We start from the raw sequence: 21395 nt of genomic DNA, 5'->3' as shown, positions 1-21395 counted from the left end.
CACCATGGCGCAACTGTCGGACGATTGCTTTGCCTTCGGCGGACCGATGATGTCGGTCGACGAGGCCGTTGGTCTGATCACCACGCGCGTTAATGCGATCGCCGATATCGAGACCGTGGCACTCGTTGACGCCGATGGGCGCGTGCTCGCGCGCGATATCGCGGCGCCCCTGCCGCTGCCGCCCTTCACCAACTCCGCCGTCGACGGTTACGCCGTGCGCAACGCCGACCTTCCGGAAGGCGCGGAACGGGCATTCCCGCTCGACGGCCGCATCCAGGCCGGCGGTCTTGCGCAGGCGCCGATCAAGGCAGGCCACACTGCGCGCATCTTCACGGGCGCGCCGATGCCGCCTGACGCGGAGACCGTCTTCATGCAGGAAGACGTCCGCCTCGATGAGGCCGGCAGAATCGTGCTGCCGCCGGGGCTGAAGCCCGGCGCAAATGTCCGCCCGGCGGGCGAGGACATTCCGCAAGGGCACGTCGCGCTGCGGGTCGGCCAGCGGCTGCGGCCGCAGCATGTCGCGCTTGCTGCAGCATTCGGCCTGACCCAGCTCGACGTCGTCAGGCGCATCCGCGTCGCCGTGTTCTCGACCGGTGACGAGCTGGCTTCGCCCGGCGAGCCGCGCGCGGCCTCACAGCTGTTCGATTCCAACCGCTTCATGCTGATGGCGATGCTGCGCCGGCTCGGCTGCGAGGTCTCCGACCTCGGAATCTTGCGCGACGAACGCAGTGCGCTCGCGGATGGATTGAAGCAGGTTGCGGGCAGCCACGATCTGATCCTCACCACCGGCGGCGTCTCGACCGGCGAGGAGGACCACGTCAAGGCGGCGGTCGAGAGCATCGGCTCGCTGGTGCTGTGGCGGATGGCCATCAAGCCCGGCCGTCCCGTGGCGATGGGCATCATCGGCGGCACGCCGCTGATCGGCCTGCCCGGCAATCCCGTCGCCAGTTTCGTCACCTTCGTCCACGTGGTGCGGCCGACGGTGCTGGCGCTTGCGGGCAGTCTGCCGGAGCCGCTGTTGCCGATTCCGGTGCGCGCTGCGTTCACTTACAAGAAGAAGATCGGCCGCCGCGAATATGTTCGCAGCTCGTTGCGACGCGGAGAGGACGGTGCGTTGGAAGCGGTCAAGTTTCCGCGCGAAGGCGCAGGCCTGCTGTCGTCGCTGGTCGAGACCGATGGCCTCATCGAACTCGGCGACGATATCACGCGCGTCGAGCCGGGCCAGAGCGTGGGTTTCCTGCCCTATGCGGATTTGCTCTGAACCTCGCGTTGACGCCATCGCCTCACCCCGCCATGTTGCGCCCATGACCAGAACCACGCTCGATCTCACCGGGTTGAAATGCCCGCTACCTGCCCTGAAGACGCGCAAGGCGCTCAAACCGTTACAGCCGGGCGATCAGCTCGAGGTGCACTGCACCGACCCATTGTCGGTGATTGACATTCCGAACCTGATCCGCGAGACGGGCGACACGGTGGAGATCACCGAGCGCAACGAGGCGCGCATCGTGTTCTTGATAGAAAAGGTCAATGGATCGATAGAGAAAACCAATGGTGCGCTGCGTTCGTAGTGCACGGTCACTCTACTGATACCTACCTTTTGTCTATCGACATCAATCGTGGCTTCTGCCCCAATTGACAACCTCCGTGCAGGCGCGGAGGTTGAGTCTTGTCTGCGATACGCGGATGAACGGGCCAAGCTCACGAAGCCTGCACGGTGTATCGGCATAGAGCCCCGCTCGAGGGGTTAACGACTCGGATGCGCGTGACGATCCTGGCGCGCGTCAATGATTGTGCGGAGCAGCAGGGACCGTGGCTGCGCCGCAAGGGCTGAGGACCAGGATTGCAGCGGCAGGCTTGCTCAGAAGGGCAACTGCAGGGGAGGACTACATGGCAACAATCGAGAGCGCTGGAACACTTTCGGGTGCCGGCGCAGGTTTTCTGGATCGCGAGCGAACCATCGCGACCGCCGGCTTCAATCGCTGGCTGGTGCCGCCGGCTGCGCTGTGCATCCATCTCTGCATCGGCATGGCCTACGGCTTCTCGGTGTTCTGGCTGCCGCTGTCGCGCGCGATCGGGGTGACCGCGCCGAAGGCGTGCGCAGACATGTCGCTGTTTCAGGAGCTGTTCACGACCAGCTGCGACTGGAAGGTCGCCAGCATGGGCTGGATGTACACGCTCTTTTTTGTGCTGCTCGGTATCGCGGCCGCGGTCTGGGGCGGCTGGCTGGAGCGCGTCGGTCCGCGCAAGGCCGGCTTCGTCTCGGCGCTGTGCTGGTGCGGCGGCCTCTTCCTCGGTGCGATCGGGGTCTACACCCATCAGCTCTGGCTGTTGTGGCTGGGCTCGGGCGTGATCGGCGGTATCGGTCTCGGCCTTGGCTATATCTCGCCGGTGTCGACGCTGGTGAAGTGGTTTCCGGACCGCCGCGGCATGGCGACCGGCATGGCCATCATGGGCTTCGGCGGCGGCGCCATGATCGGCGCGCCACTGGCGAACCTGTTGATGAACTACTTCAAGACCCCGACTTCGGTCGGCGTCTGGGAGACCTTCGTCGCGATGGGCGTCATCTACTTCGTGTTCATGATGATCGGCGCGTTCCGCTATCGCTTGCCGCCGCCCGGCTGGCAGCCCGAGGGCTGGACCCCGCCGTCCAAGGCCAACGCGATGATCTCGAAGAGCAACGTCCATCTCAACGACGCGCACAAGACGCCGCAGTTCTGGCTGATCTGGTGGGTGCTGTGCCTGAACGTGTCGGCCGGCATCGGCGTGATCGGCATGGCCTCGCCGATGCTCCAGGAGATCTTCGCCGGCAAGCTGATCGGCCTGCCCGAAGTCGGCTTCAACGCGCTCGACGCCGGGCAGAAGGCGCAGATCGCCGCGATCGCCGCGGGCTTCGCCGGATTGCTGTCGCTGTTCAACATCGGCGGCCGCTTCTTCTGGGCATCGCTGTCGGACAAGATCGGGCGCAAGAACACCTATTACACGTTCTTCATCCTCGGCATCGTGCTCTACGCGCTGGCGCCGACGTTTGCGGCGATGGGCTCGAAGCTCCTGTTCGTGCTCGGCTTCGGCATCATCCTGTCGATGTATGGCGGCGGGTTCGCCACCGTGCCGGCCTACCTTGCCGACATGTTCGGGACCCAGTTCGTCGGCGCCATCCACGGCCGGCTGCTGACGGCGTGGTCCACCGCGGGCATCATCGGCCCCGTCGTGGTGAACTACATCCGCGAGTTCCAGCTCGCGGCGGGCGTGCCGCGCGATCAGCTCTACAACACGACCATGTACATCCTGTGCGCGATGCTGATCGCGGGCCTGATCTGCAACTACCTGATCAAGCCGGTCGATTCGAAGTGGCACATGAAGGACGCCGACGTCGCCAAGCTGCAAGCGGCGAGCGCCAGCGCCGCTGCCGCGGGGCCGCACGGCTCCTACGGCATCGGATTCGGCGGGCTTGACGTCAAGGCGGCGCTGTTCTGGGCCTTCGTCGGCGTGCCCCTGCTTTGGGGTGTCTGGAAGACGCTGGAGAGCGCGGTCAAGATCTTCTGATCGCCGTCGAGACTGCCGCGGGATGCTGATCATCGGCGTCCCGCGGCGTTCGCCTTTTAGACATCATCAAGAGTCGGACTTAATCAAGAGTGGGACAGGGGGATTGAAATGCTTCGCACCCGAATTTGCCTTGTGGCCGTGTTGCTTGTCGCTGGCCTTCATGCCGCATCCGCGCAGACGACGCCGCCGGCGGCGCCTGCCGCAACGACCGAAGCCAAGCCGGGCAAGATCAAGCTCACCATGCAGAAGCTGAAGGACATGAAGGCGAAGTGGGCGGCCAACAAGCCGAAGCTCAAAGCCTGCCGCGCCGACGTGAAGTCCAAGGGCCTCGCTGGCGACGACCGCTGGTTCTACATCGAAGAGTGCATGAGCAAGACGTGAGGCCGCGCCACAAATCGGGTCGATGAAGGGGCATGGAGCCGGGCGGCTGCATGCCCCTTAAATGCTTATCGGAACGCATGAATTCTCTTGGCATCTGGTATGCCACAGGCTAGAGTTGGACTCGTTCTAAAGAAGAGATACGAGACGCATCGATGAGTCACGACGTGCACGAGGTCCGCTCGTTCGAACACCCGGGCGAGGGACGGAAGCGAGCCAAGGCCACGCCCAAGGGGCGGCAGGTCGATCCCACCGCCGCGCACGAGATCGAGCAGCTGCTCGGCGACAGGCCGCGGCGGCGCGACCTCCTGATCGAATATCTGCACCTGATCCAGGACAAATATCACCAGATCTCGGCCGCTCATCTCGCCGCGCTTGCCGACGAGATGAAGCTCGCCTTCGCCGAGGTGTTCGAGACCGCGACCTTCTACGCGCATTTCGACGTGGTGAAGGAAGGCGAGCCCGATATCGCGCCGCTGACGATCCGCGTCTGCGATTCACTGACCTGCGCAATGCTCGGCGGCGACAAGCTGCTCGCCGACCTGCAGAGCACATCGGGTCCGGGCATCCGCGTCGTCCGCGCGCCCTGCGTCGGCCGCTGCGATACCGCGCCGGCGGCTGAAGTCGGTCACAACTTCGTCGATCACGCGACCGTGGCTAATGTGATGGCGGCCGCGAAGGCCGGCGATACCCACGCGCATCTGCCTGAATACGTTGACTACGACGCCTATGTCGCCGGCGGCGGCTACAAGCTGCTCAATCGCGTGCGCTCGGGCGAATTGCCGAAGGACGATCTGCTGAAGGCGCTCGACGACGCCTCGCTGCGCGGCCTCGGCGGCGCCGGCTTCCCCACGGGCCGGAAATGGCGCGCGGTGCTGGGCGAACCCGGCCCGCGGCTGATGGCGATCAATGGCGACGAGGGCGAACCTGGCACGTTCAAGGACCGCGTCTATCTCGAAAGCGATCCGCATCGCTTCATCGAAGGCATGCTGCTCGGCGCGCATGTCGTGCAGGCCTCCGACGTCTACATCTATCTGCGCGACGAATATCCGGCATCGCGCGAGATCCTCGAGCGCGAGATCGCAAAGCTTCCTCCGGGCGGTCCGACGCTGCACATGCGCCGCGGCGCCGGCGCCTATATCTGTGGCGAGGAATCCTCGCTGCTCGAAAGCATCGAGGGCAAGCGCGGGCTGCCCCGGCACAAGCCGCCTTATCCGTTTCAGGTCGGCCTGTTCGGCCTGCCGACGCTGATCAACAACATCGAGACGCTGTGGTGGGTGCGCGACATCGTCGAGAAGGGCGCGGATTGGTGGAAGGGCAACGGCCGCCATGAGCGTCACGGCCTGCGCAGCTTCTCGGTCTCGGGCCGCGTCAAGAACCCCGGCATGAAGCTGGCACCCGCCGGCATCACCGTGCGCGAATTGATCGACGAATATTGCGGCGGCATGGCCGACGGGCACCAGTTCTACGCGTACCTGCCGGGCGGCGCGTCGGGCGGCATCCTGCCGGCGTCCATGGACGACATCCCGCTCGATTTTGGCACGCTGGAGAAATACGGCTGCTTCATCGGCTCGGCCGCGATCGTGATCCTGTCGCAAAAGGACAGCGTGCGCGCGGCCGCGCTGAACCTGATGAAGTTCTTCGAGGACGAGAGCTGCGGCCAGTGCACGCCGTGCCGTGTCGGAACCCAGAAGGCGGCGCAGCTGATGCAGAAGCCCGTCTGGAACCGCGCACTTCTGGAAGAATTGAGCCAGGCGATGCGTGATGCCTCGATCTGCGGGCTCGGACAGGCGGCATCGAATCCGCTGTCTACCGTGATCAAATATTTCCCTGACGAGTTCAAGGAAGCGGCCGAATGACCAAAATTACGTTCGAGCTCGACGGCAAGCAGGTCGAGGCCAAACCCGGCGAGACGATCTGGCAAGTTGCAAAACGCCAGGGCCGCGAGATTCCGCATCTGTGCTATTCGCCGGCGCCCGACTACCGCCCCGACGGCAATTGCCGCGCTTGCATGGTCGAGATCGAGGGCGAGCGCGTGCTCGCCGCCTCCTGCAAGCGCACACCGTCGGTCGGCATGAAGGTGAAGACCGAATCCGCGCGTGCGGTGTCCGCGCAGAAGATGGTGATGGAGCTGCTCGTCGCCGACCAGCCGGCGCGCGAGACCTCGCACGATCCGGATTCGAAGTTCTGGCATTGGGCCGAGACCACAGGCGTCACCGAGAGCCGCTTCCCCGCCGCCGAGCGCTGGGCGACCGACGCCAGCCATCCGGCGATGCGTGTCAACCTCGATGCCTGCATCCAGTGCGGCCTCTGCGTGCGTGCCTGCCGCGAGGTCCAGGTCAACGACGTCATCGGTATGGCGTATCGCAGCCATGGCTCGAAGATCGTGTTCGACTTCGACGATCCCATGGGCGAGTCCACCTGCGTCGCCTGCGGCGAATGTGTGCAGGCCTGCCCGACCGGCGCGCTGATGCCGGCCGTCATGCTCGACGAGAAGCAGACCCGTGTCGTCTACGCCGACAAGAAGGTGGATTCGCTCTGCCCGTTCTGCGGCGTCGGCTGCCAGGTGACCTACGAGGTCAAGGACGAGAAGGTGATCTACGCGGAAGGCCGCGACGGGCCCGCCAATCACAATCGTCTCTGCGTCAAGGGCCGCTTCGGCTTCGACTATATCCACCATCCGCATCGTCTGACCAAGCCGCTGGTGCGGCTGCCGAATGCGAAGAAGGATTCCAACGACCAGGTCGACCCCGCTAATCCCTTCACGCATTTCCGCGAAGCGAGCTGGGAAGAAGCGCTCGACATCGCGGCCAAGGGCCTCGTCAGGATCCGCGATGAGAAGGGCGTGAAGGCGCTGGCCGGCTTCGGCTCGGCCAAGGGCTCGAATGAAGAGGCCTATCTGTTCCAGAAGCTGGTGCGCACCGGTTTTGGCTCGAACAATGTCGATCATTGCACGCGGCTCTGCCACGCCTCGTCGGTGGCGGCGCTGTTCGAAGGCCTGAGCTCGGGCGCGGTGTCGGCGCCGTTCTCGGCTGCGATGGATGCCGAAGTCATCATCGTGATCGGCGCCAATCCGACCGTGAACCATCCGGTCGCCGCGACCTTCATCAAGAACGCGGTCAAGCAGAATGGCGCCAAGCTGTTCGTGATGGATCCGCGCCGGCAGACGCTGTCGCGCCACGCGACCAAGCATCTGCAATTCAAGCCGGGCTCCGACGTCGCCATGCTGAATGCGATGATCAACACGATCATCACCGAGGGCCTGACCGACGACCAGTATATCGCCGGCTACACCGAAGGTTTTGAGGACCTCAAGGAGAAGATCAAGGAGTTCACGCCGGAGAAGATGGAGGCGATCTGCGGCATCCCGGCGCAAACGCTGCGTGAGGTTGCGCGCACCTATGCGCGGGCAAAGTCGTCGATCATCTTCTGGGGCATGGGCATCAGCCAGCATGTCCACGGCACCGACAATGCGCGCTGCCTGATCGCGCTGGCGCTGATCACCGGCCAGGTCGGCCGTCCCGGCACCGGCCTGCATCCGCTGCGCGGCCAGAACAACGTGCAGGGCGCCTCCGACGCCGGCCTGATCCCGATGTTCCTGCCGGATTATCAGCCGGTCAGCCGCGACGATCTGCGCGGCAATTTCGAAAAACTGTGGCAGCAGGATCTCGATCCCGTCCGCGGTTTGACCGTGGTCGAGATCATGAACGCGATCCATGCCGGCGAGATCACGGGCATGTATATCGAGGGCGAGAATCCCGCGATGTCCGATCCCGATCTCCAGCATGCGCGCCAGGCGCTGGCCATGCTCGATCATCTCGTCGTGCAGGATCTCTTCGTCACCGAGACCGCGTTCCATGCCGACGTCATCCTGCCGGCCTCGGCCTTTGCCGAAAAGGACGGCTCGTTCACCAACACCGATCGCCGCGTGCAGCTCGCGCGCCAGGTGATCAAGCCGCCGGGCGATGCGCGGCAGGATCTCTGGATCATCCAGGAGATCGGCAAGCGGATGGGCCTGCCCTGGAATTATTCCGGCCCCGGCGACGTCTACACCGAGATGGCGGAGTTGATGCCCTCGCTCAAGAACATCAGCTGGGAGCGGCTGGTGCGCGAAGGTGCCGTGACCTATCCGGCCGATGATCCGAACAAGCCCGGCAACGAGATTATCTTCACCACGGGCTTCCCGACCGCGAGCGGCCGCGGCAAGATCGTGCCGGCCAAGGTCATCCCGCCGGATGAGCTGCCCGACACCGAATATCCGATGGTGCTCTCGACCGGTCGCGTGCTCGAGCACTGGCACACAGGCTCGATGACCCGCCGCGCGCAGGTGCTCGACCAGATCGAGCCGGAGGCGGTCGCGTTCATGTCGCCGAAGGACATGCACCGGAAGAAGCTCGCGCCCGGCGATTTCATCCGGCTGGAGACCCGCCGCGGTGCGGTCGAGGTCAAGGTCCGCTCCGATCGCGACGTGCCGGAGAACATGGTGTTCATGCCGTTCTGCTACGCGGAGGCGGCGGCCAACCTGTTGACCAACCCGGCGCTTGATCCCTTCGGCAAGATCCCGGAGTTCAAGTTCTGCGCGGCCAGGGCCGAGCGCGCGGAGATGCGGGACGCGGCGGAGTAATTTCGCCAGGACGACGGCTGTGGCGGGCATCCGCGCCCACACCGTCATTGCGAGCGTAGCGAAGCAATCCAGACTACCTCCGCGGTAAGATTCTGGATTGCTTCGTCGCTTCGCGCCTCGCAATGACGGTGGTAAACGTGACCCATGTCCAAAGTCACCCCAGCCACGCGCGCGCTTGCAGCCGCCGACGTTGCCTTCACCGTGCACACCTACGACTACGATCCCGACGCCGAGAGCATCGGCCTGCAGGCCGCCGCTGCGCTTGGTGAGGACCCCGCGCGCGTGCTGAAGACGCTGATGGCGCTGGTGGACGGCAAGCCGATCTGCGTCGTCGTCCCGTCCGACCAGGAAGTCTCCATGAAAAAGCTCGCCGCTGCCGCGAGCGGCAAGTCGGCGCAGATGATGAAGCCGCCGGAGGCCGAGCGCGTCACCGGCTACAAGGTCGGTGGCATCAGCCCGTTCGGGCAGCGCAAGCCGGTGCGCACCGTGATCGAGCAGAGCGCGCTCGCACATGATCAGGTCTATCTCAACGGCGGCCAGCGCGGCTTGCAGGTTCGGCTGAAGCCGGGCGATGTGCGCGATGTCCTCAAAGCGGTCGTCGCGGATGTGCTCGCGTGAGCGCCGCGCGTTACTGCTTCTGCAGCAGTTTGAGCCGGCAGCGCAACGCCTCGCGGATATGCGCCCGCGCAAGCTGCTCGGCCTTGTCGCCGTCGCGTGCGGCGATGGCGTCGATGATGGCCTGGTGCTCGCCGTGGCTGGTCGAGGGACGGCCCGTCACCGTGAAGGTGGTCGGGCCCAGCAGCGCGATCCAGTCCTGCAATTCGCGCGAGGCGTTGTCGAGATAGCGGTTGCGCGCCGCGCGGCAGATGGCTTCGTGGAAGGCGCGGTTGAGCCGCGCCATCTCGGCAGCGTCTGACGCCGACGCCTCGACAAAGGCCTGCTCGATATCCCTGAGCGCGTGGACTTCGGGAGTGGAGGTGTGCTCGGCGGCCAGGCGCGCTGCAGCACCTTCCATGATCTCCCGCATGGCGTAGAGCTCGAGCACCTCGGAAATATCGAGGTCGCGCACGATCAGTCCGCGGCCGCCGGCGGGCTCGACGAAGCCGCGGGCCGCGAGACGGCCAAGCGCCTCACGGACCGGCGTGCGGCTGACCTTGAGCCGCTGCGCGACCTCTTCCTCGCGCAGCCGGTCTCCGGCACGGTAACTGCCGGCCTGGAGCGCCTCGCACAGCGAGCGGAACACGGCTTCGCCCAGTGCCACGCCGCCGCCGCGTGTGATCGATCCGCCTGACTTTGCCACGCGCCTGGCCATCTTCCCTCACGGCGCATCCTGCCCATGCAGAGATGGCACTTGCCGCGCCGATGTATATCTTTGTATACAAACGTACGCAATGGCTGCCGTGGGTCGATCGGGGTCCTCGGCGGCAGAATGTCTCTAACTTCGTCGCATCGGGCAGACGGGATGAGCAGCAAATACGACGTGCTGGTGATCGGCGGCGGCAATGCGGCACTGTGCGCGGCGATCTCGGCGCGCCGCGGCGGTGCCTCGGTGCTGGTGCTGGAGGGCGCGCCAAAATTCTATCGCGGCGGCAACACCCGCCACACCCGCAACATGCGCTGCGCCCATGATGCGGCGACTGAGATCCTGACCGGTCCCTACACCGAAGAGGAATTCTGGCAAGATCTGCTGCTGGTGACGGGCGGCCAGACCGACGAGGTGCTCGCCCGGCACATGATCCGGGAGTCCAAGGATATCCTGAACTGGATCGTGGAGCAGGGCGTGCGCTGGCAACCCTCGCTCGGCGGCACGCTGAGCCTCGGCCGTACCAACTCCTTCTTTCTCGGCGGCGGCCGCGCGATGCTGAACGCGCTCTATCTGACCGCCGAGCGGCTCGGCGTCGATGTCGAGTACGACGCCGAGGTCACCGATCTCGTGATCGAGGACGGCATGTTCCTCGCCGCGCGCCTCAAGCGGCCGATCAAGGGCGAGACCGAGATCCGCGCGACGTCGCTGGTCGCCGCTGCCGGCGGGTTCGAGGCCAACATCGAATGGCTGAAGCAATATTGGGGCGAAGCCGCGGACAATTTCCTGATCCGCGGCACGCCCTATAATCGCGGATCGATCCTGAAGATGCTGCTCGACAAGGGCGTGCAGGAGGTCGGCGATCCCACCCAGTGCCATGCGGTCGCAATCGACGCCCGTGCGCCGAAATTCGACGGCGGCATCATCACCCGCCACGACTCCGTCGTGTTCGGCATCGTCGTCAACAAGCACTCCCAGCGCTTCTACGACGAGGGTGAGGACATCTGGCCGAAGCGCTACGCGATCTGGGGCCGGCTGGTCGCGGCGCAGCCCGACCAGATCGCCTACATCATCTTCGATTCCACCGTCGTCACCAGCTTCATGCCGACGCTGTTCCCGCCGATCGCGGGGCAGACGGTCGCCGAGCTTGCCGGCAAGCTCGAGCTCGATCCGGCTGCGCTGGAAAAGACCATCACCGAGTTCAACGCGGCGGTGCGGCCCGGCACCTTCGATCATACCATTCTGGACGATTGCGTGACTGAAGGTATCACGCCGCCAAAGGCGCATTGGGCGCGCAAAATCGAGACGCCGCCTTATCTCGCCTATCCGGTGCGGCCCGGCATCACCTTCACCTATCTCGGCACGCGCGTGAACAAGGAGGCGCGGATGCTGATGGCTGACGGCAAGCCGTCCGCCAACATGTTCGCGGCCGGCGAGATCATGGCGGGCAACGTGCTCGGCAAGGGCTACGCGGCCGGCATGGGCATGACCATCGGCAGCGTGTTCGGGCGGATCGCAGGACGGGAAGCGGCGAAACATGCACGGAACTAGAATTCTGGACGAAGCCGACCGCCTGATGACGGTCTGTAATTCCTGCCGCTACTGCGAGGGTCTTTGCGCGGTATTTCCCGCCATGGAGATGCGGCGCGCCTTCTCCGATGGAGATCTCAACTATCTCGCCAACCTCTGCCATTCCTGCGGCGCTTGCTACGTCGACTGCCAGTTTTCGCCGCCGCACGAATTCAACGTCAACGTCCCGCAGACGCTTGCGGTCGCGCGTGCCGAGTCCTATGCGGCCTATGCGTGGCCGCAGGCGTTATCCGGTGCCTTCGCCCGCAACGGGCTCGTCATCAGCATCATCGCCGCGCTCAGCATGGCCGCCTTCATCCTTGGTTTCGCGGCCTTGAACGACCGTAGTGTGCTGTTCGGTGTCCACACCGGCCCTGGTGCCTTCTACAAGCTGATGCCGCACAACGCGATGGCCGCATTGTTCACCGCCGCCTTCCTCTACGCGATCCTCGCGCTGATCATGAGCGTGCGTGCCTTCTGGCGCGACATCGGCGCCCCCATTGGCGGTCGCGCCGACGGCGGCTCGATTTTCCAGGCGATCCGCGATGCCGGCGAACTGCGCTATCTCCACGGCGGCGGCGTCGGCTGCTACAACGAGGGCGACAAGCCGACCGACCGGCGCAAGCTTTTCCACCACCTGACGTTCTACGGTTTTCTGCTGTGCTTCGCCGCGACGTCGGTGGCGACGCTCTATCACTACCTCTGGAGCCGGGAGGCGCCGTATCCGTGGTGGGATTTGCCCGTGGTGCTGGGCATACTCGGCGGCATCGGCCTCATCGTCGGTCCGATAGGCCTGTTCGTTGCGAAAACGCGGCGTGCACCGGAGCTGCTCGACGAGCAGCGCTACGGCATGGACGTCGGCTTCATCGCCATGCTGTTCCTGACCGGCTTCACCGGCATGGCGCTGCTTGTCCTGCGCGAGACCGCGGTCATGGGGCCGCTGCTGGCCCTGCATCTCGGCGCAGTGTTCGCGCTGTTCATCACCATGCCTTATGGCAAGTTCGTGCACGGCATCTATCGCTTCGCGGCGCTGGTGCGTTATGCGCAGGAGCGGCGCAGCGAAGCCGGCTCTTGAGAGGCATGCGCGGCCGACGTATCTCTTGGGCCCGTTCGCGCAGAGAGCGAATCGCTTTGGGAGCCCGCGCTCATGTACATGTTTCTGCCTTTTCTGCTGGCGCTCGTGGGCTGCGCGAGTACCTGGCGTTCGCGCGCGGGACTGAGCTATGCGCTCTGGAGCACAACAGTCGTCGTCACCGTCGCATGGTTCTTCCACCACGCGACCGATCCGCTCAAATTCTCGTTCTGACGGTGTCGAGATGGGCACCGTAGAGATGAGCGAGCAACGGCCGGTCGGCGCGATCCTGAACATGCTTGGGCTGCTCGGGATCTCGTTGATCCTGATGGTCGCGTTCGCCTATCAGCTTGCGCTCGGCGAGCTGCCTTGCCCGCTTTGCCTGTTGCAAAGGGCTGGGTTCATCGCGGTCGGCATGGGGTTCCTGTTCAACATGCGCCTCGGCGAACGCGGGTCTCACTACGCGATGATTCTCGTTTCCAGCCTCGTCACCGGCTGCATCTCGATGCGGCAGGTGTCGCTGCATCTTGCGCCCGGCGATCCAGGATACGGCTCGGCGCTGTTTGGGCTGCATTTCTACACCTGGGCGCTGATCGCGGCGATCGGGATCGTCTGTTATGTCGCGCTCGTCTTCATCCTGAAGGATGTGACCGGCAAGCGAGACGGGGACGCGCCTTTGAACGGTGCGGCATCGAACACGGTCTTCGCGATCTTTGCGTTGCTGGTCGCCGCCAATCTCTTGTCCACCGTGCTGGAGTGCGGCGCGGGGCAGTGCGACGACAACCCGGTTCGCTATCTCCTGCTCAAGTGATCGGATTGAAGCGGCCGTCGTGCAGGAACGCGATCGTCTGCTCGATCGCGACGGCATTTCGTGGAAGTCCGGTGTGCGATGCCTTGACGACGATGTGGTCGGCCATGTCGGCCAGTTTCGCGCTTGCGACTGAAACCCGTCCGTCATTGGGCCGCGGCAGGACAAAGGCCGAGGCGATTGGCGCGATGGTGCGGCATCCCGCGATGACGCCGATCGCATAATCGGGCGGCGGCAGGGCGGCGAGCACAGGGGGCTGGGCTGTCGAAAGCTGCAAGCCGGCCGGCCCGAAAACAGCGCGGTAGAGCGAGAGGTCCTTCAGGAGATCGGCGACTTCGCTGCCGCCGTTGGGCGTGCCCAGCATCACGACGCGGCCGAGCCGCACCGGTCGATATCGCGCGATGTAAACCCTCGTGAGCAACCCGCCCATGGAATGGGCGACGAAGTGGATAGCGCCGTCGCATTGCGCTGCAAACGCGGCGACCGGCGCGTGGATGTCTTCCGCAAGCTCCTCGAGCGGCTTCTTGCGGCTGAGGTAGTCGAGATTGAGCGTGGCGAAGCCGTGACGCTGCAACGCCCGATCCAGCCTCTTCAGCGTCCAGGCACCGACGCCGATGCCGTGAAGCAGGACCACGCCGTCGCACCGGGCTTCCGCCGGAGCGACGTCCGTGGACTTGTCGTCTTTAGGCAACCTCGCGCTCCGGCGAGGACGCCTGCTCGCGGGCCATCGTCGTTGCCGTGACATAGTCGGTCTTGCCGGTGCCGAGTAACGGTACCTTGTCGACCACCATGATCGCCGCGGGCACGGTCAGCTCGGACGCGCCGATCGCCTTGGCCTGGCCCTGCATCGCACTGCGCTCGGCGGTCTTCTCCGTCGTCAGCAGCACGATGCGCTCGCCCTTGCGCTGGTCGGGGATCGACACGGCAACCGAGGCGGCCTGCGGCCACAGCGCCGTCGCGATGCTCTCGACCGCCGACAGCGAGACCATTTCGCCCGCGATCTTGGCGAAGCGCTTGGCGCGGCCCTTGATGGTGATGAAGCCGGCCGCGTCGATCGCCACGATGTCGCCGGTGTCGTGCCAGCCCTCGGCGAGAGGTTCGAGCACGCCGGGATTTTCGGCCCTGAGGTAACCGAGCATCACGTTCGGTCCGCGCACCGACAGGCGTCCGCCTTCCTCGATGCCGGGGACCGGATCGAGGCGGCTTTCCATCAGCGGTGACAGGCGGCCGACGGTGCCGGGACGGTTGGCCATCGGCGTGTTCATCGCCAGCACCGGCGCGGTCTCGGTGACGCCGTAGCCTTCCAGGATGCGGATGCCGTAGCGTTCCATGAACACCTGACGTGTGCGATCCTTCACCGCCTCGGCACCGGCGATCACCAGGCGCAGCGTGCGGAAATCGTAGGCATGCGCCGAACGGGCGTAGCCGGTGAGGAAGGTGTCGGTGCCGAACAGGATCGTGGCGCCGGTCTGGTAGATCAGCTCCGGCACGATGCGGTAGTGCAGCGGCGAGGGGTACATGTAGATCGGAATGCCCGCGAGCAGCGGCATCATCATTCCGCCGGTGAGCCCGAACGAGTGGAACACCGGCAGCACGTTGAATACCTTGTCATTGGCATTGGCATCGACCCGGGCCAGCGCCTGCGCCGCGTTGGCGAGGATATTGCGGTGGGACAGCACCACGCCCTTGGGCGTGCCTTCCGAGCCCGAGGTGAACAGCACGACGGCCGGATCATTCGCCTGGCGGGCGACGCGCGGCGCAGTGCCCGCGAGCAGCCCCTTGATCTTGTCGGCCGTGCCGATCGAGGCGCGGACGTCCTCGAGATAGACGACGCGGGCCTCCGCGGAGATCGCAGCCATCAGCTTGTCGAGTTTGCCCTTCTCGATAAAGGCCTTCGACGTCAGCACGGTCTTGACCTGCGCGGCCTTCATGGCGGCGAGGACGTTGACCGGGCCGGCCGAGAAGTTGAGCATGGCCGGGACCCGCCCGATGCTTTGCAGCGCCATGAAGACGACGGCGACGCCCGCGGAATTCGGCAGCAGTACGCCGACATTTTCGCCGGCCGTGGTGCCGGTTTCGAGCTTGCGGCTCAACACCTGCGCGCCGAGGATCAGCTTGCGATAGGTCAGCTTGGTGCCGAGCGCGTCCTCGATGATCACCTTGCCGGTATCGCGGTCGCGATAGGCATGTCCGAGCGCTTCGAACAGCGTGTGATCGAGCATGGCGTTCTTGACCATGGCGTCGATCGTCACGTCCTGGAGCGCGGCGCCCGCGGCATTGCGGCGTGCCTTGCCCTTCAGCGCCGGATCGACCGGAAGCTTGACCGGCGGCAGGATCGTGACCGTCACCCGCGGAAACCAGGAGCGCTTGATCTGGTTGGAGTTGAGGTAGCTGAGATGCGAGCGCTGCGCGCCTTCGATCCGGACGGGCACGACCACCGCATCGGCCTTGTCCGCGATCATCGCGGTGCCGTCATAGACCTTCATCAACGAGCCGGAGACGGTGATGCGTCCTTCCGGGAAGATCACCACCGGTTCGCCGGCGGCGACGAGCTTGATCAGGTCGCGTGCGGCCAGCGGCTTGGTCGGGTCCATGGTGTAGTGCTTGACGACGCGCAGGAACGGCTTGGCCCACCAGGCCTTGGCGATGCCGGTGTCCACGGCGAAGCTCGCATCGATCGGCAGGACGGCGTGCAGCAGCGGGCCGTCGATCAGGCTGACATGGTTGGGCGCGATCAGCATGCGCGTGCCCGGAGGCGGCAGGTTCTCGAGCCCGCGAACCTCGGTGCGGAACAGCGCGCGGAACAGCAGCCCGCCGAGGTCGCGCACGCCTTCCTTGCCCCACTTGGTCAGCACGAACCACACCGCGCCGAAGCTGGCGACGCCAAGGCCGAAGAAGATCCAGCCGATATGGAGGCCAGCCGCCTGCAGCAGCGCGACGAACAGCGAGCCGATCACCATGAAGGCGGCTTGCAGCACGTTGCCGGCGGCGATGATGCGAGCGCGCTCGGTCGGTTGCGACCAGGCCTGGACGGCAGCAAAGGACGGAACGACGAACAAGCCACCGCCGAATGCGAAGGCGGCGAAATCGATCAGCATGCGCAGGCCGGCGAACGAGGTCGCGAAGTCGACCGCGGCGATGTCCTGCCCCTTGGCGGTCACACCGATGGCCCAGGCGAGATCGAGGCCGGCAAACCCCATGATGATCGCGCCGATCGGCACCAGCGCGAGGTTCGGGCGGACGTGGCTCAGGCTGGCCGCGAACAGCGAGCCGATGGCGATGCCGATCGCGAACGTCGCGAGGCACAGCGTCACCACGCCTTCGGTGCCACCGACGACGTCCTTGACCAGCGCCGGCAGCAGCGACAGCACGATGGCGCCGACCAGCCAGAACCACGAGACGATCACGGTGCCGTCCCACAGCCGCTTGTCCGCGTAGAGCGTCTTCAACAGGCCGACCGTCGAGGTCCAGGGATTGGCGTTGACGGGCAGGTCGGGTGCCGACGGCGTGGTCTGCGGAATGCGGGAGGCGAAGGCCCAGGACAGCAGGGCCAGCACGACCACGGCCGATGCGACCCAGCCCATATGCGCGGAGCCGGCCACGAACTGGCCGCCGGCGACGGTGCCGAGCAGGATGGCCATGAAGGTGGCGCCTTCGACCAGCGCGTTGCCGGTCGCGAGCTCTCCGAGTTCGAGCTGGTCCGGCAGCATGGCGTATTTCACGGGGCCGAACAGGGCGGCGATGGTGCCGAACAGCGCGAGCGCCGTGAACAGCAGCGGCACCGAGTGCAGGAAGAAGCCGGCGGCGGCAAAGGCCGCAGCAAAGATCTCCGCGAATTTGAGCCGCCGCGCGACGACGGATTTGACGTATTTGTCGGCGAGCTGGCCGCCGAGCCCCGACAGGATGAAATAGGGGAATATGAAGACGGCGCCTGCGACCGTCACCAGCGCATCGCCGTGACCGGTTGCGGCACTGTAAAGCAGGATGATGACGAGTGCGTTCTTGAGCACGTTGTCATTGAGCGCCGAGAAAAATTGCGCCCAGAACAGCGGCGCGAAGCGGCGTGACGACATCAATTCCCTGATCATGACAAGTCCTGTTTTGGGAAGGCAGCCTGAGATTGTTACGTTGTCGGTGAGGCGTCACGACCGGAAGCTTACGGGACGAACGATGGCTCGATGACGACGGTCGCCGGCCTGCTCTGTCCCCTCGACCCTTCCGAGCCTGTTGGTCTCCAAATGGTCTCGTTAGGTTCGCAAATATCTGGTCGCAGCCGTGGTTGGGACGGACCGGCCGCGCTTTTTCGGATACCGCGCGGAGCGATGAGGAAAAGTTGAACCGCATCGCCAAAGGCCGCGACATCGGCTGCGAATGTCGGGACATGGTAAGTCCTTCCTTGCAACCGGGTCTTACATTCGAGCCGACCGGAACGTCCCGGGTGCGCCCGCCTCACGTGAGATGAGCGAGGTGGCGAAAGGGCGAGAGGCGGCCGAGCAGGCTGAACCGGCGGCCCGCGTGACGGCTACGGGCGCGGCTCGCCCGCCACATCCGGAAGGTCGCGCGGCGCTCGGTGAGCACGCCGGCAATGTCGCAGGCATTTGCGATGCGATCGACCGGCGCCATCACGAACTTGAGGACGGCCCGGCCAAGTCCGGTCACGAGAGCCGCAGCGTCATCGACGAAGGTGGAGGCGATATCAACAGCGAGGGTTTGCATTTTGCAAATCTCCGGATTAATTTGAACAATGTTCAGATGAGTAGCTTGAAAATGAACAATGTTCAAGAAGAATCGCCACGCGACCAGAAAAAAAGTCGGCGGAGGCTCCTGATCCTGGAGATCGCCCGCGGCATCATTTCAGCTAAGGGGCTGAGATCATTGAAGGTTCGGGACGTCGCGGAGGCCGCCGGTTGCTCGGTGGGCAGCGTCTATAACGAGTTCGGCGACTTCGACGGGGTGATCCTGACGGTGAACCGGGAGACCGTTCAGGCGCTGACGGTACGGCTCGCCGAGGTTCCGGCCGAGGACCCCGTTCGCCAGCTCTACGGGTTTGCCGAGACTTATCTCGAATTCTTCGCCGAGCACGCAAACCTGCTGCGCTCGCTGTTCGAGCATCGGATGGAGGACGATCGTCCTTATCCCGACGACATCCTTCAGATGGTGATGGACGCTTTCGCGCTGATGCATCCAGCCCTGGTGCGGCTGCTACCGGCTGCGGACGACGTGAGGATCGCGCTGCTGTCGCGCACGCTGTTTTCCGCCGTGCATGGAATCATCTCGCTCGGCCTGGAGGAGCGCATGGTGGCGGTGCCGCCCCAGATGCTGCGCCAGCAGGTCGAGCAATTCCTCGATACGCATCTCGCCGGCCTCGGGATCGTGCCGGTCGGCGCACGGTCGCCTTGAGGAGACCAAGCGGCTACCACGCGTATCGCAGGCTCGCGGTGCCGGAATAAGTGGTGCTGCGCGCCGCGAACTCGCCGTCGAACTTCGCCGACAAGGCAACGCCGTTCGAAAACTTCAGCTCGGCACCTGCGGATGCGAGCGCGGTGTTCTTTGCCGGCGTTGCACCGTTGACGATGAAGCTCGCGCCGGGCAGCGCCTGGAATGCAGCGACGAGCGTCGGGTCGCTCACCCAATCATGGGCCCAGGCCGCGCGGCCGCGCAACGTGAGGATCGAGTTCGGCGTGACCAGCGTCGCGCGGTCGAAGCGCGCGCCGAGCTCACTCCGTGTGTCGGAGGCCGTGCGTCCCTGATAGGTCAGGCCAAAGCCGCTGCCGGCCAGATCGGCCTCGGTATAGGTCGGTGTGCGAAAAGCCTGCGCCTGCGCCGCCACATACGGCGTGAAGCCGCCTATCGGCGTGGCGAAGCGATAGCCGCCCTCGATACGGCCTCCGACGGTTTGCGCGTCGAACTTGGCGGTGAGCTGGTTGCCGAACGGCGCGAGCCGGTCTGTCGACATCCAATGATTGGCCACGGCGAGAGAGGCGGCGAAATAGGCCGGCCCTGTGCGCACGGCGGTGTAGACGCCGGCCTGGATTGCATCGCTCTTGCCGCCGCCGATCGCCTGCGCGAGGTCCCAATTGGTGCCGCCGCCCGACAGTGCGAAACCGACCAGCGCATCGCGGCCGAAATGATAATCGGTGCCGGCCGCGACGCCGCCGGCGCGCGCGCCGAGGTCGTGACTGCCGATCACGACGGGGTCGCCGCTGGTGCGGTTGGTGCCGCCGAACGCCGTGCCCCAAGCCGTCCAGCGCTCCGCAAAGACCGGCGCTTTCACGGCCGGTGTCCCCAGCACCTTGTTGTAGGCGAGGGCGATATCGTCCGGCAGCGCGGCGCGCTCCGCGCTGAAGCCGAGCGCCGTGTCGCCGGTGCTCATGCCACTGCGTCCACCTACGAACGGATCAAGCATGAGGCCGAGGAATTGGCTCGTGAACTGGAAGGCGCCCTGCTGGGCGCCGGTGGCGGCTTCACCCGAAAGCTGGTCCAGACTGTAACGGAGTTGGGCGTCGCTCTGGCCTGCGAAGGAGGAGAGGAAAGGCAGGTTGGGACCGAACGCGCTCAAGGCGCCGGCCACGGCCTTCTGGTTTTGCGTTTGGGCGATGGAGAGGAATGCGGCGTTGTTGTAGTTGAGCGTCAGGAAGACGCTGAACCCGTCATAGCTGAGGGAGGAAGCGAAGAGCTGCGGATTGTATCCGCTGACGGTCACGCCCGAGAAGCTGCCGGAGAGGCCCGTCGTCGTGCTGAGGATCGTATATTGCGTCGAGGGATTGTAGGCGCCCGCAAGCGAGGTGACGGCGACGGTGCCGCCGGTCAGCGTCGCGCTCACGGCGGCAATCTTGTCGGATTGTCCGGCCGCGTTGACCGAGATCGCGTAGGTCGACCCCGACTGGAACGCCGCATCGCCGTTGACGATGAGCTGACCGAGATTGCCGGGCGCAACCCTACCGCCCGACACCACGATGAGCGTTCCGATCATGCCACTGCCACTGAGCGTGCCGCCGCTGACGACCGTCGCGATGTTGGGCATCGAGCCGTTCACCTCGAGGGTGCCGGCCAGGACATTCATGCTCGCGATTTCGGTCGTCGAGCCGTTCAGCGTCCAGGTCGAGCTGCCGGTCTTCTCCAGAGCCTCGAATTCCCGGAACTGATTGGACGCACCGAATGTGCTGAGGTCGAACGCAGCGTTGGCGGTCCCGCCCAGGCGCAACGTGTCCGCTCCGTTGCCGCCCACGACCCAGCCCGTGATGTTCGATCCCGCGCGCAGCTCGAAGACATCGTTGCCGTCCTTGAGGTCGACAGCAATGCTGACGCCGTTGCTGCTGATCGCGCCTGAGTTGATAATGGTGTCCTGATTGTTCGAGCCGAAGATTGCAGTGCCCGAGGCATTCGATATCGTGCCGGCGTTGTTGATGGTGTTGCCGCTCGCCGCGCCGTTGAGATCGATGGCTGCGGGGCCGTTGCCCTGGACAATGCCGCTCGACAGGATGTTCACCTGATTGCCTGCTGACCCGCCGAAGATGCCGATGCCGGCGGTTCCGGCAGCGCCGCTTCCAACCGTACCTCCGATCAAGACGATGTTGTTGTTCGAACCGGCCAGACCGAGCGCCGTCGTGCCGACGGTCGGTGATCCAATTGCGGCACCCGCATCCACGGTGATTGTATTGTTGCCGCCGCCTGACACGATGATGCCGTCGCTGTTGGCTGGCGCGACCGACGCATTGCCGAGAACCTTGATCGCGCTATTCGATGTCGTGTCGAAGACAATGCCGGCAAAGGCAGGGTCGTTCAGGGATGTCGGGCTGCCGTCGCCGACGTTGACGGTGACGCCGCTGACCCCTGACGCTGTTCTTACCAGGGTATTGCCCATCCCGATGCAGGTAATTGAGTCGCCTGACTGAAGCGCCGTCTGCGAGCCGGCCCCGGTAATCACACATGCCGCTTCCGCCGGCATGATAAACTAGGGCAGCGAGCTACCGAGGGCTCCGATCGCGGTGCTCAAGAGAACCGCACGCCGCCGGGACGTCGTCGCACGAACGATATTGCGCGGGGTCATCAAATGATTCCAAGGCACTTCCAAACTCCTCTCGCGGCGCGGTCCGGG

17 protein-coding genes are annotated in these 21395 nt (G+C 65.1%); 12 read left to right on the top strand and 5 right to left on the bottom strand.

Annotated features, from left to right (window positions below; all coding sequences use genetic code 11):
- Nucleotides 1–4 precede the first annotated feature (4 nt).
- The 7 genes from glp to ybaK all read left to right on the top strand — a co-directional run bounded on the left by glp (nucleotide 5) and on the right by ybaK (nucleotide 9163).
- The gene (gene glp, locus CT676_RS23740; RefSeq protein ID WP_085402173.1) at nucleotides 5–1261 is read left to right on the top strand and encodes a gephyrin-like molybdotransferase Glp; all 1257 of its coding nucleotides are present in this window, start codon (nucleotides 5–7) and stop codon (nucleotides 1259–1261) included.
- A gap of 43 nt (nucleotides 1262–1304) precedes the next feature.
- A complete protein-coding gene (locus CT676_RS23735; RefSeq protein WP_085402172.1) occupies nucleotides 1305–1568 on the top strand; it encodes a sulfurtransferase TusA family protein in 264 nt (87 codons plus the stop codon).
- 319 nt (nucleotides 1569–1887) lie between these two features.
- Nucleotides 1888–3543, top strand: a complete 1656-nt coding sequence (locus CT676_RS23730) for an OFA family MFS transporter (RefSeq protein ID WP_085402171.1) — start codon at nucleotides 1888–1890, stop codon at nucleotides 3541–3543.
- A 108-nt stretch (nucleotides 3544–3651) separates the two neighbouring features.
- The gene (locus CT676_RS23725) at nucleotides 3652–3924 is read left to right on the top strand and encodes a hypothetical protein (protein WP_063985265.1); all 273 of its coding nucleotides are present in this window, start codon (nucleotides 3652–3654) and stop codon (nucleotides 3922–3924) included.
- Between the two features lie 152 nt (nucleotides 3925–4076).
- Complete coding sequence (locus CT676_RS23720; RefSeq protein ID WP_085402170.1) at nucleotides 4077–5780, top strand: NADH-ubiquinone oxidoreductase-F iron-sulfur binding region domain-containing protein; 1704 nt, start codon at nucleotides 4077–4079, stop codon at nucleotides 5778–5780.
- Nucleotides 5777–8545, top strand: coding sequence for a formate dehydrogenase subunit alpha (gene fdhF, locus CT676_RS23715; RefSeq protein WP_085402169.1), 2769 nt, complete (start codon nucleotides 5777–5779; stop codon nucleotides 8543–8545). Before CT676_RS23720 ends, fdhF begins: the two co-directional genes overlap by 4 nt.
- 144 nt (nucleotides 8546–8689) lie before the next feature.
- On the top strand, nucleotides 8690–9163 hold the full coding sequence (gene ybaK / locus CT676_RS23710) for a Cys-tRNA(Pro) deacylase (RefSeq protein WP_085402168.1): 474 nt from the start codon (nucleotides 8690–8692) through the stop codon (nucleotides 9161–9163).
- Between the two features lie 10 nt (nucleotides 9164–9173).
- Here ybaK and CT676_RS23705 read toward each other — a convergent pair whose 3' ends face one another.
- Complete coding sequence (locus tag CT676_RS23705) at nucleotides 9174–9857, bottom strand: GntR family transcriptional regulator (RefSeq protein WP_085402167.1); 684 nt, start codon at nucleotides 9855–9857, stop codon at nucleotides 9174–9176.
- A gap of 150 nt (nucleotides 9858–10007) precedes the next feature.
- On the opposite strand from CT676_RS23705, the gene tcuA reads away from it, so the two are divergent.
- The 4 genes from tcuA to CT676_RS23690 all read left to right on the top strand — a co-directional run bounded on the left by tcuA (nucleotide 10008) and on the right by CT676_RS23690 (nucleotide 13300).
- Nucleotides 10008–11399 carry an FAD-dependent tricarballylate dehydrogenase TcuA gene (gene tcuA / locus CT676_RS23700; protein WP_135215527.1) on the top strand — a complete coding sequence of 464 codons (1392 nt, stop codon included), beginning with the start codon at nucleotides 10008–10010 and terminating at the stop codon, nucleotides 11397–11399.
- Nucleotides 11386–12492 (top strand): tricarballylate utilization 4Fe-4S protein TcuB, encoded by a 1107-nt coding sequence (gene tcuB, locus CT676_RS23695; RefSeq protein WP_135215526.1) that lies wholly within the window; start codon nucleotides 11386–11388, stop codon nucleotides 12490–12492. Before tcuA ends, tcuB begins: the two co-directional genes overlap by 14 nt.
- Before the next feature lie 78 nt (nucleotides 12493–12570).
- The gene (locus CT676_RS44220; RefSeq protein ID WP_167768123.1) at nucleotides 12571–12723 is read left to right on the top strand and encodes a DUF5993 family protein; all 153 of its coding nucleotides are present in this window, start codon (nucleotides 12571–12573) and stop codon (nucleotides 12721–12723) included.
- 25 nt (nucleotides 12724–12748) lie between these two features.
- Entirely contained in the window at nucleotides 12749–13300 is a 552-nt protein-coding gene (locus CT676_RS23690; protein WP_244623256.1) for a disulfide bond formation protein B, read from the top strand.
- On the opposite strand, the gene CT676_RS23685 is transcribed toward CT676_RS23690, so the two are convergent.
- The 3 genes from CT676_RS23685 to CT676_RS46280 form a co-directional block, all read right to left on the bottom strand.
- Entirely contained in the window at nucleotides 13293–13988 is a 696-nt protein-coding gene (locus CT676_RS23685) for an alpha/beta fold hydrolase (protein WP_135215524.1), read from the bottom strand. The two genes, CT676_RS23690 and CT676_RS23685, sit on opposite strands and share 8 nt — an antisense overlap.
- A complete protein-coding gene (locus tag CT676_RS23680) occupies nucleotides 13981–17385 on the bottom strand; it encodes an acyl-[ACP]--phospholipid O-acyltransferase (protein WP_135215523.1) in 3405 nt (1134 codons plus the stop codon). Before CT676_RS23680 ends, CT676_RS23685 begins: the two co-directional genes overlap by 8 nt.
- 361 nt (nucleotides 17386–17746) lie before the next feature.
- Nucleotides 17747–18013, bottom strand: coding sequence for a hypothetical protein (locus CT676_RS46280; RefSeq protein WP_167768131.1), 267 nt, complete (start codon nucleotides 18011–18013; stop codon nucleotides 17747–17749).
- A 51-nt stretch (nucleotides 18014–18064) separates the two neighbouring features.
- On the opposite strand from CT676_RS46280, the gene CT676_RS44210 reads away from it, so the two are divergent.
- Entirely contained in the window at nucleotides 18065–18697 is a 633-nt protein-coding gene (locus tag CT676_RS44210; RefSeq protein ID WP_193560904.1) for a TetR/AcrR family transcriptional regulator, read from the top strand.
- Nucleotides 18698–18710: 13 nt separating this feature from the next.
- On the opposite strand, the gene CT676_RS23670 is transcribed toward CT676_RS44210, so the two are convergent.
- Complete coding sequence (locus CT676_RS23670; RefSeq protein ID WP_244623254.1) at nucleotides 18711–21161, bottom strand: autotransporter domain-containing protein; 2451 nt, start codon at nucleotides 21159–21161, stop codon at nucleotides 18711–18713.
- Between the last annotated feature and the right edge of the window lie 234 nt (nucleotides 21162–21395).

Source organism: Bradyrhizobium sp. MOS001, assembly GCF_004634465.1.
Classification (GTDB): Bacteria; Pseudomonadota; Alphaproteobacteria; order Rhizobiales; family Xanthobacteraceae; genus Bradyrhizobium; species Bradyrhizobium barranii.
This window is presented reverse-complemented; position numbering and strand designations above follow the sequence as displayed.

Excerpts from the sequence above, each read along its gene's own strand:
- glp (WP_085402173.1), top strand. The coding sequence starts at position 5 with ATGGCGCAACTGTCGGACGATTGCTTTGCCTTCGGCGGACCGATGATG.
- CT676_RS23735 (WP_085402172.1), top strand. The coding sequence starts at position 1,305 with ATGACCAGAACCACGCTCGATCTCACCGGGTTGAAATGCCCGCTACCT.
- CT676_RS23730 (WP_085402171.1), top strand. The coding sequence starts at position 1,888 with ATGGCAACAATCGAGAGCGCTGGAACACTTTCGGGTGCCGGCGCAGGT.
- CT676_RS23725 (WP_063985265.1), top strand. The coding sequence starts at position 3,652 with ATGCTTCGCACCCGAATTTGCCTTGTGGCCGTGTTGCTTGTCGCTGGC.
- CT676_RS23720 (WP_085402170.1), top strand. The coding sequence starts at position 4,077 with ATGAGTCACGACGTGCACGAGGTCCGCTCGTTCGAACACCCGGGCGAG.
- fdhF (WP_085402169.1), top strand. The coding sequence starts at position 5,777 with ATGACCAAAATTACGTTCGAGCTCGACGGCAAGCAGGTCGAGGCCAAA.
- ybaK (WP_085402168.1), top strand. The coding sequence starts at position 8,690 with ATGTCCAAAGTCACCCCAGCCACGCGCGCGCTTGCAGCCGCCGACGTT.
- CT676_RS23705 (WP_085402167.1), bottom strand. The coding sequence starts at position 9,857 with ATGGCCAGGCGCGTGGCAAAGTCAGGCGGATCGATCACACGCGGCGGC.
- tcuA (WP_135215527.1), top strand. The coding sequence starts at position 10,008 with ATGAGCAGCAAATACGACGTGCTGGTGATCGGCGGCGGCAATGCGGCA.
- tcuB (WP_135215526.1), top strand. The coding sequence starts at position 11,386 with ATGCACGGAACTAGAATTCTGGACGAAGCCGACCGCCTGATGACGGTC.
- CT676_RS44220 (WP_167768123.1), top strand. The coding sequence starts at position 12,571 with ATGTTTCTGCCTTTTCTGCTGGCGCTCGTGGGCTGCGCGAGTACCTGG.
- CT676_RS23690 (WP_244623256.1), top strand. The coding sequence starts at position 12,749 with ATGAGCGAGCAACGGCCGGTCGGCGCGATCCTGAACATGCTTGGGCTG.
- CT676_RS23680 (WP_135215523.1), bottom strand. The coding sequence starts at position 17,385 with ATGATCAGGGAATTGATGTCGTCACGCCGCTTCGCGCCGCTGTTCTGG.
- CT676_RS46280 (WP_167768131.1), bottom strand. The coding sequence starts at position 18,013 with ATGCAAACCCTCGCTGTTGATATCGCCTCCACCTTCGTCGATGACGCT.
- CT676_RS44210 (WP_193560904.1), top strand. The coding sequence starts at position 18,065 with ATGAACAATGTTCAAGAAGAATCGCCACGCGACCAGAAAAAAAGTCGG.
- CT676_RS23670 (WP_244623254.1), bottom strand. The coding sequence starts at position 21,161 with ATGGGCAATACCCTGGTAAGAACAGCGTCAGGGGTCAGCGGCGTCACC.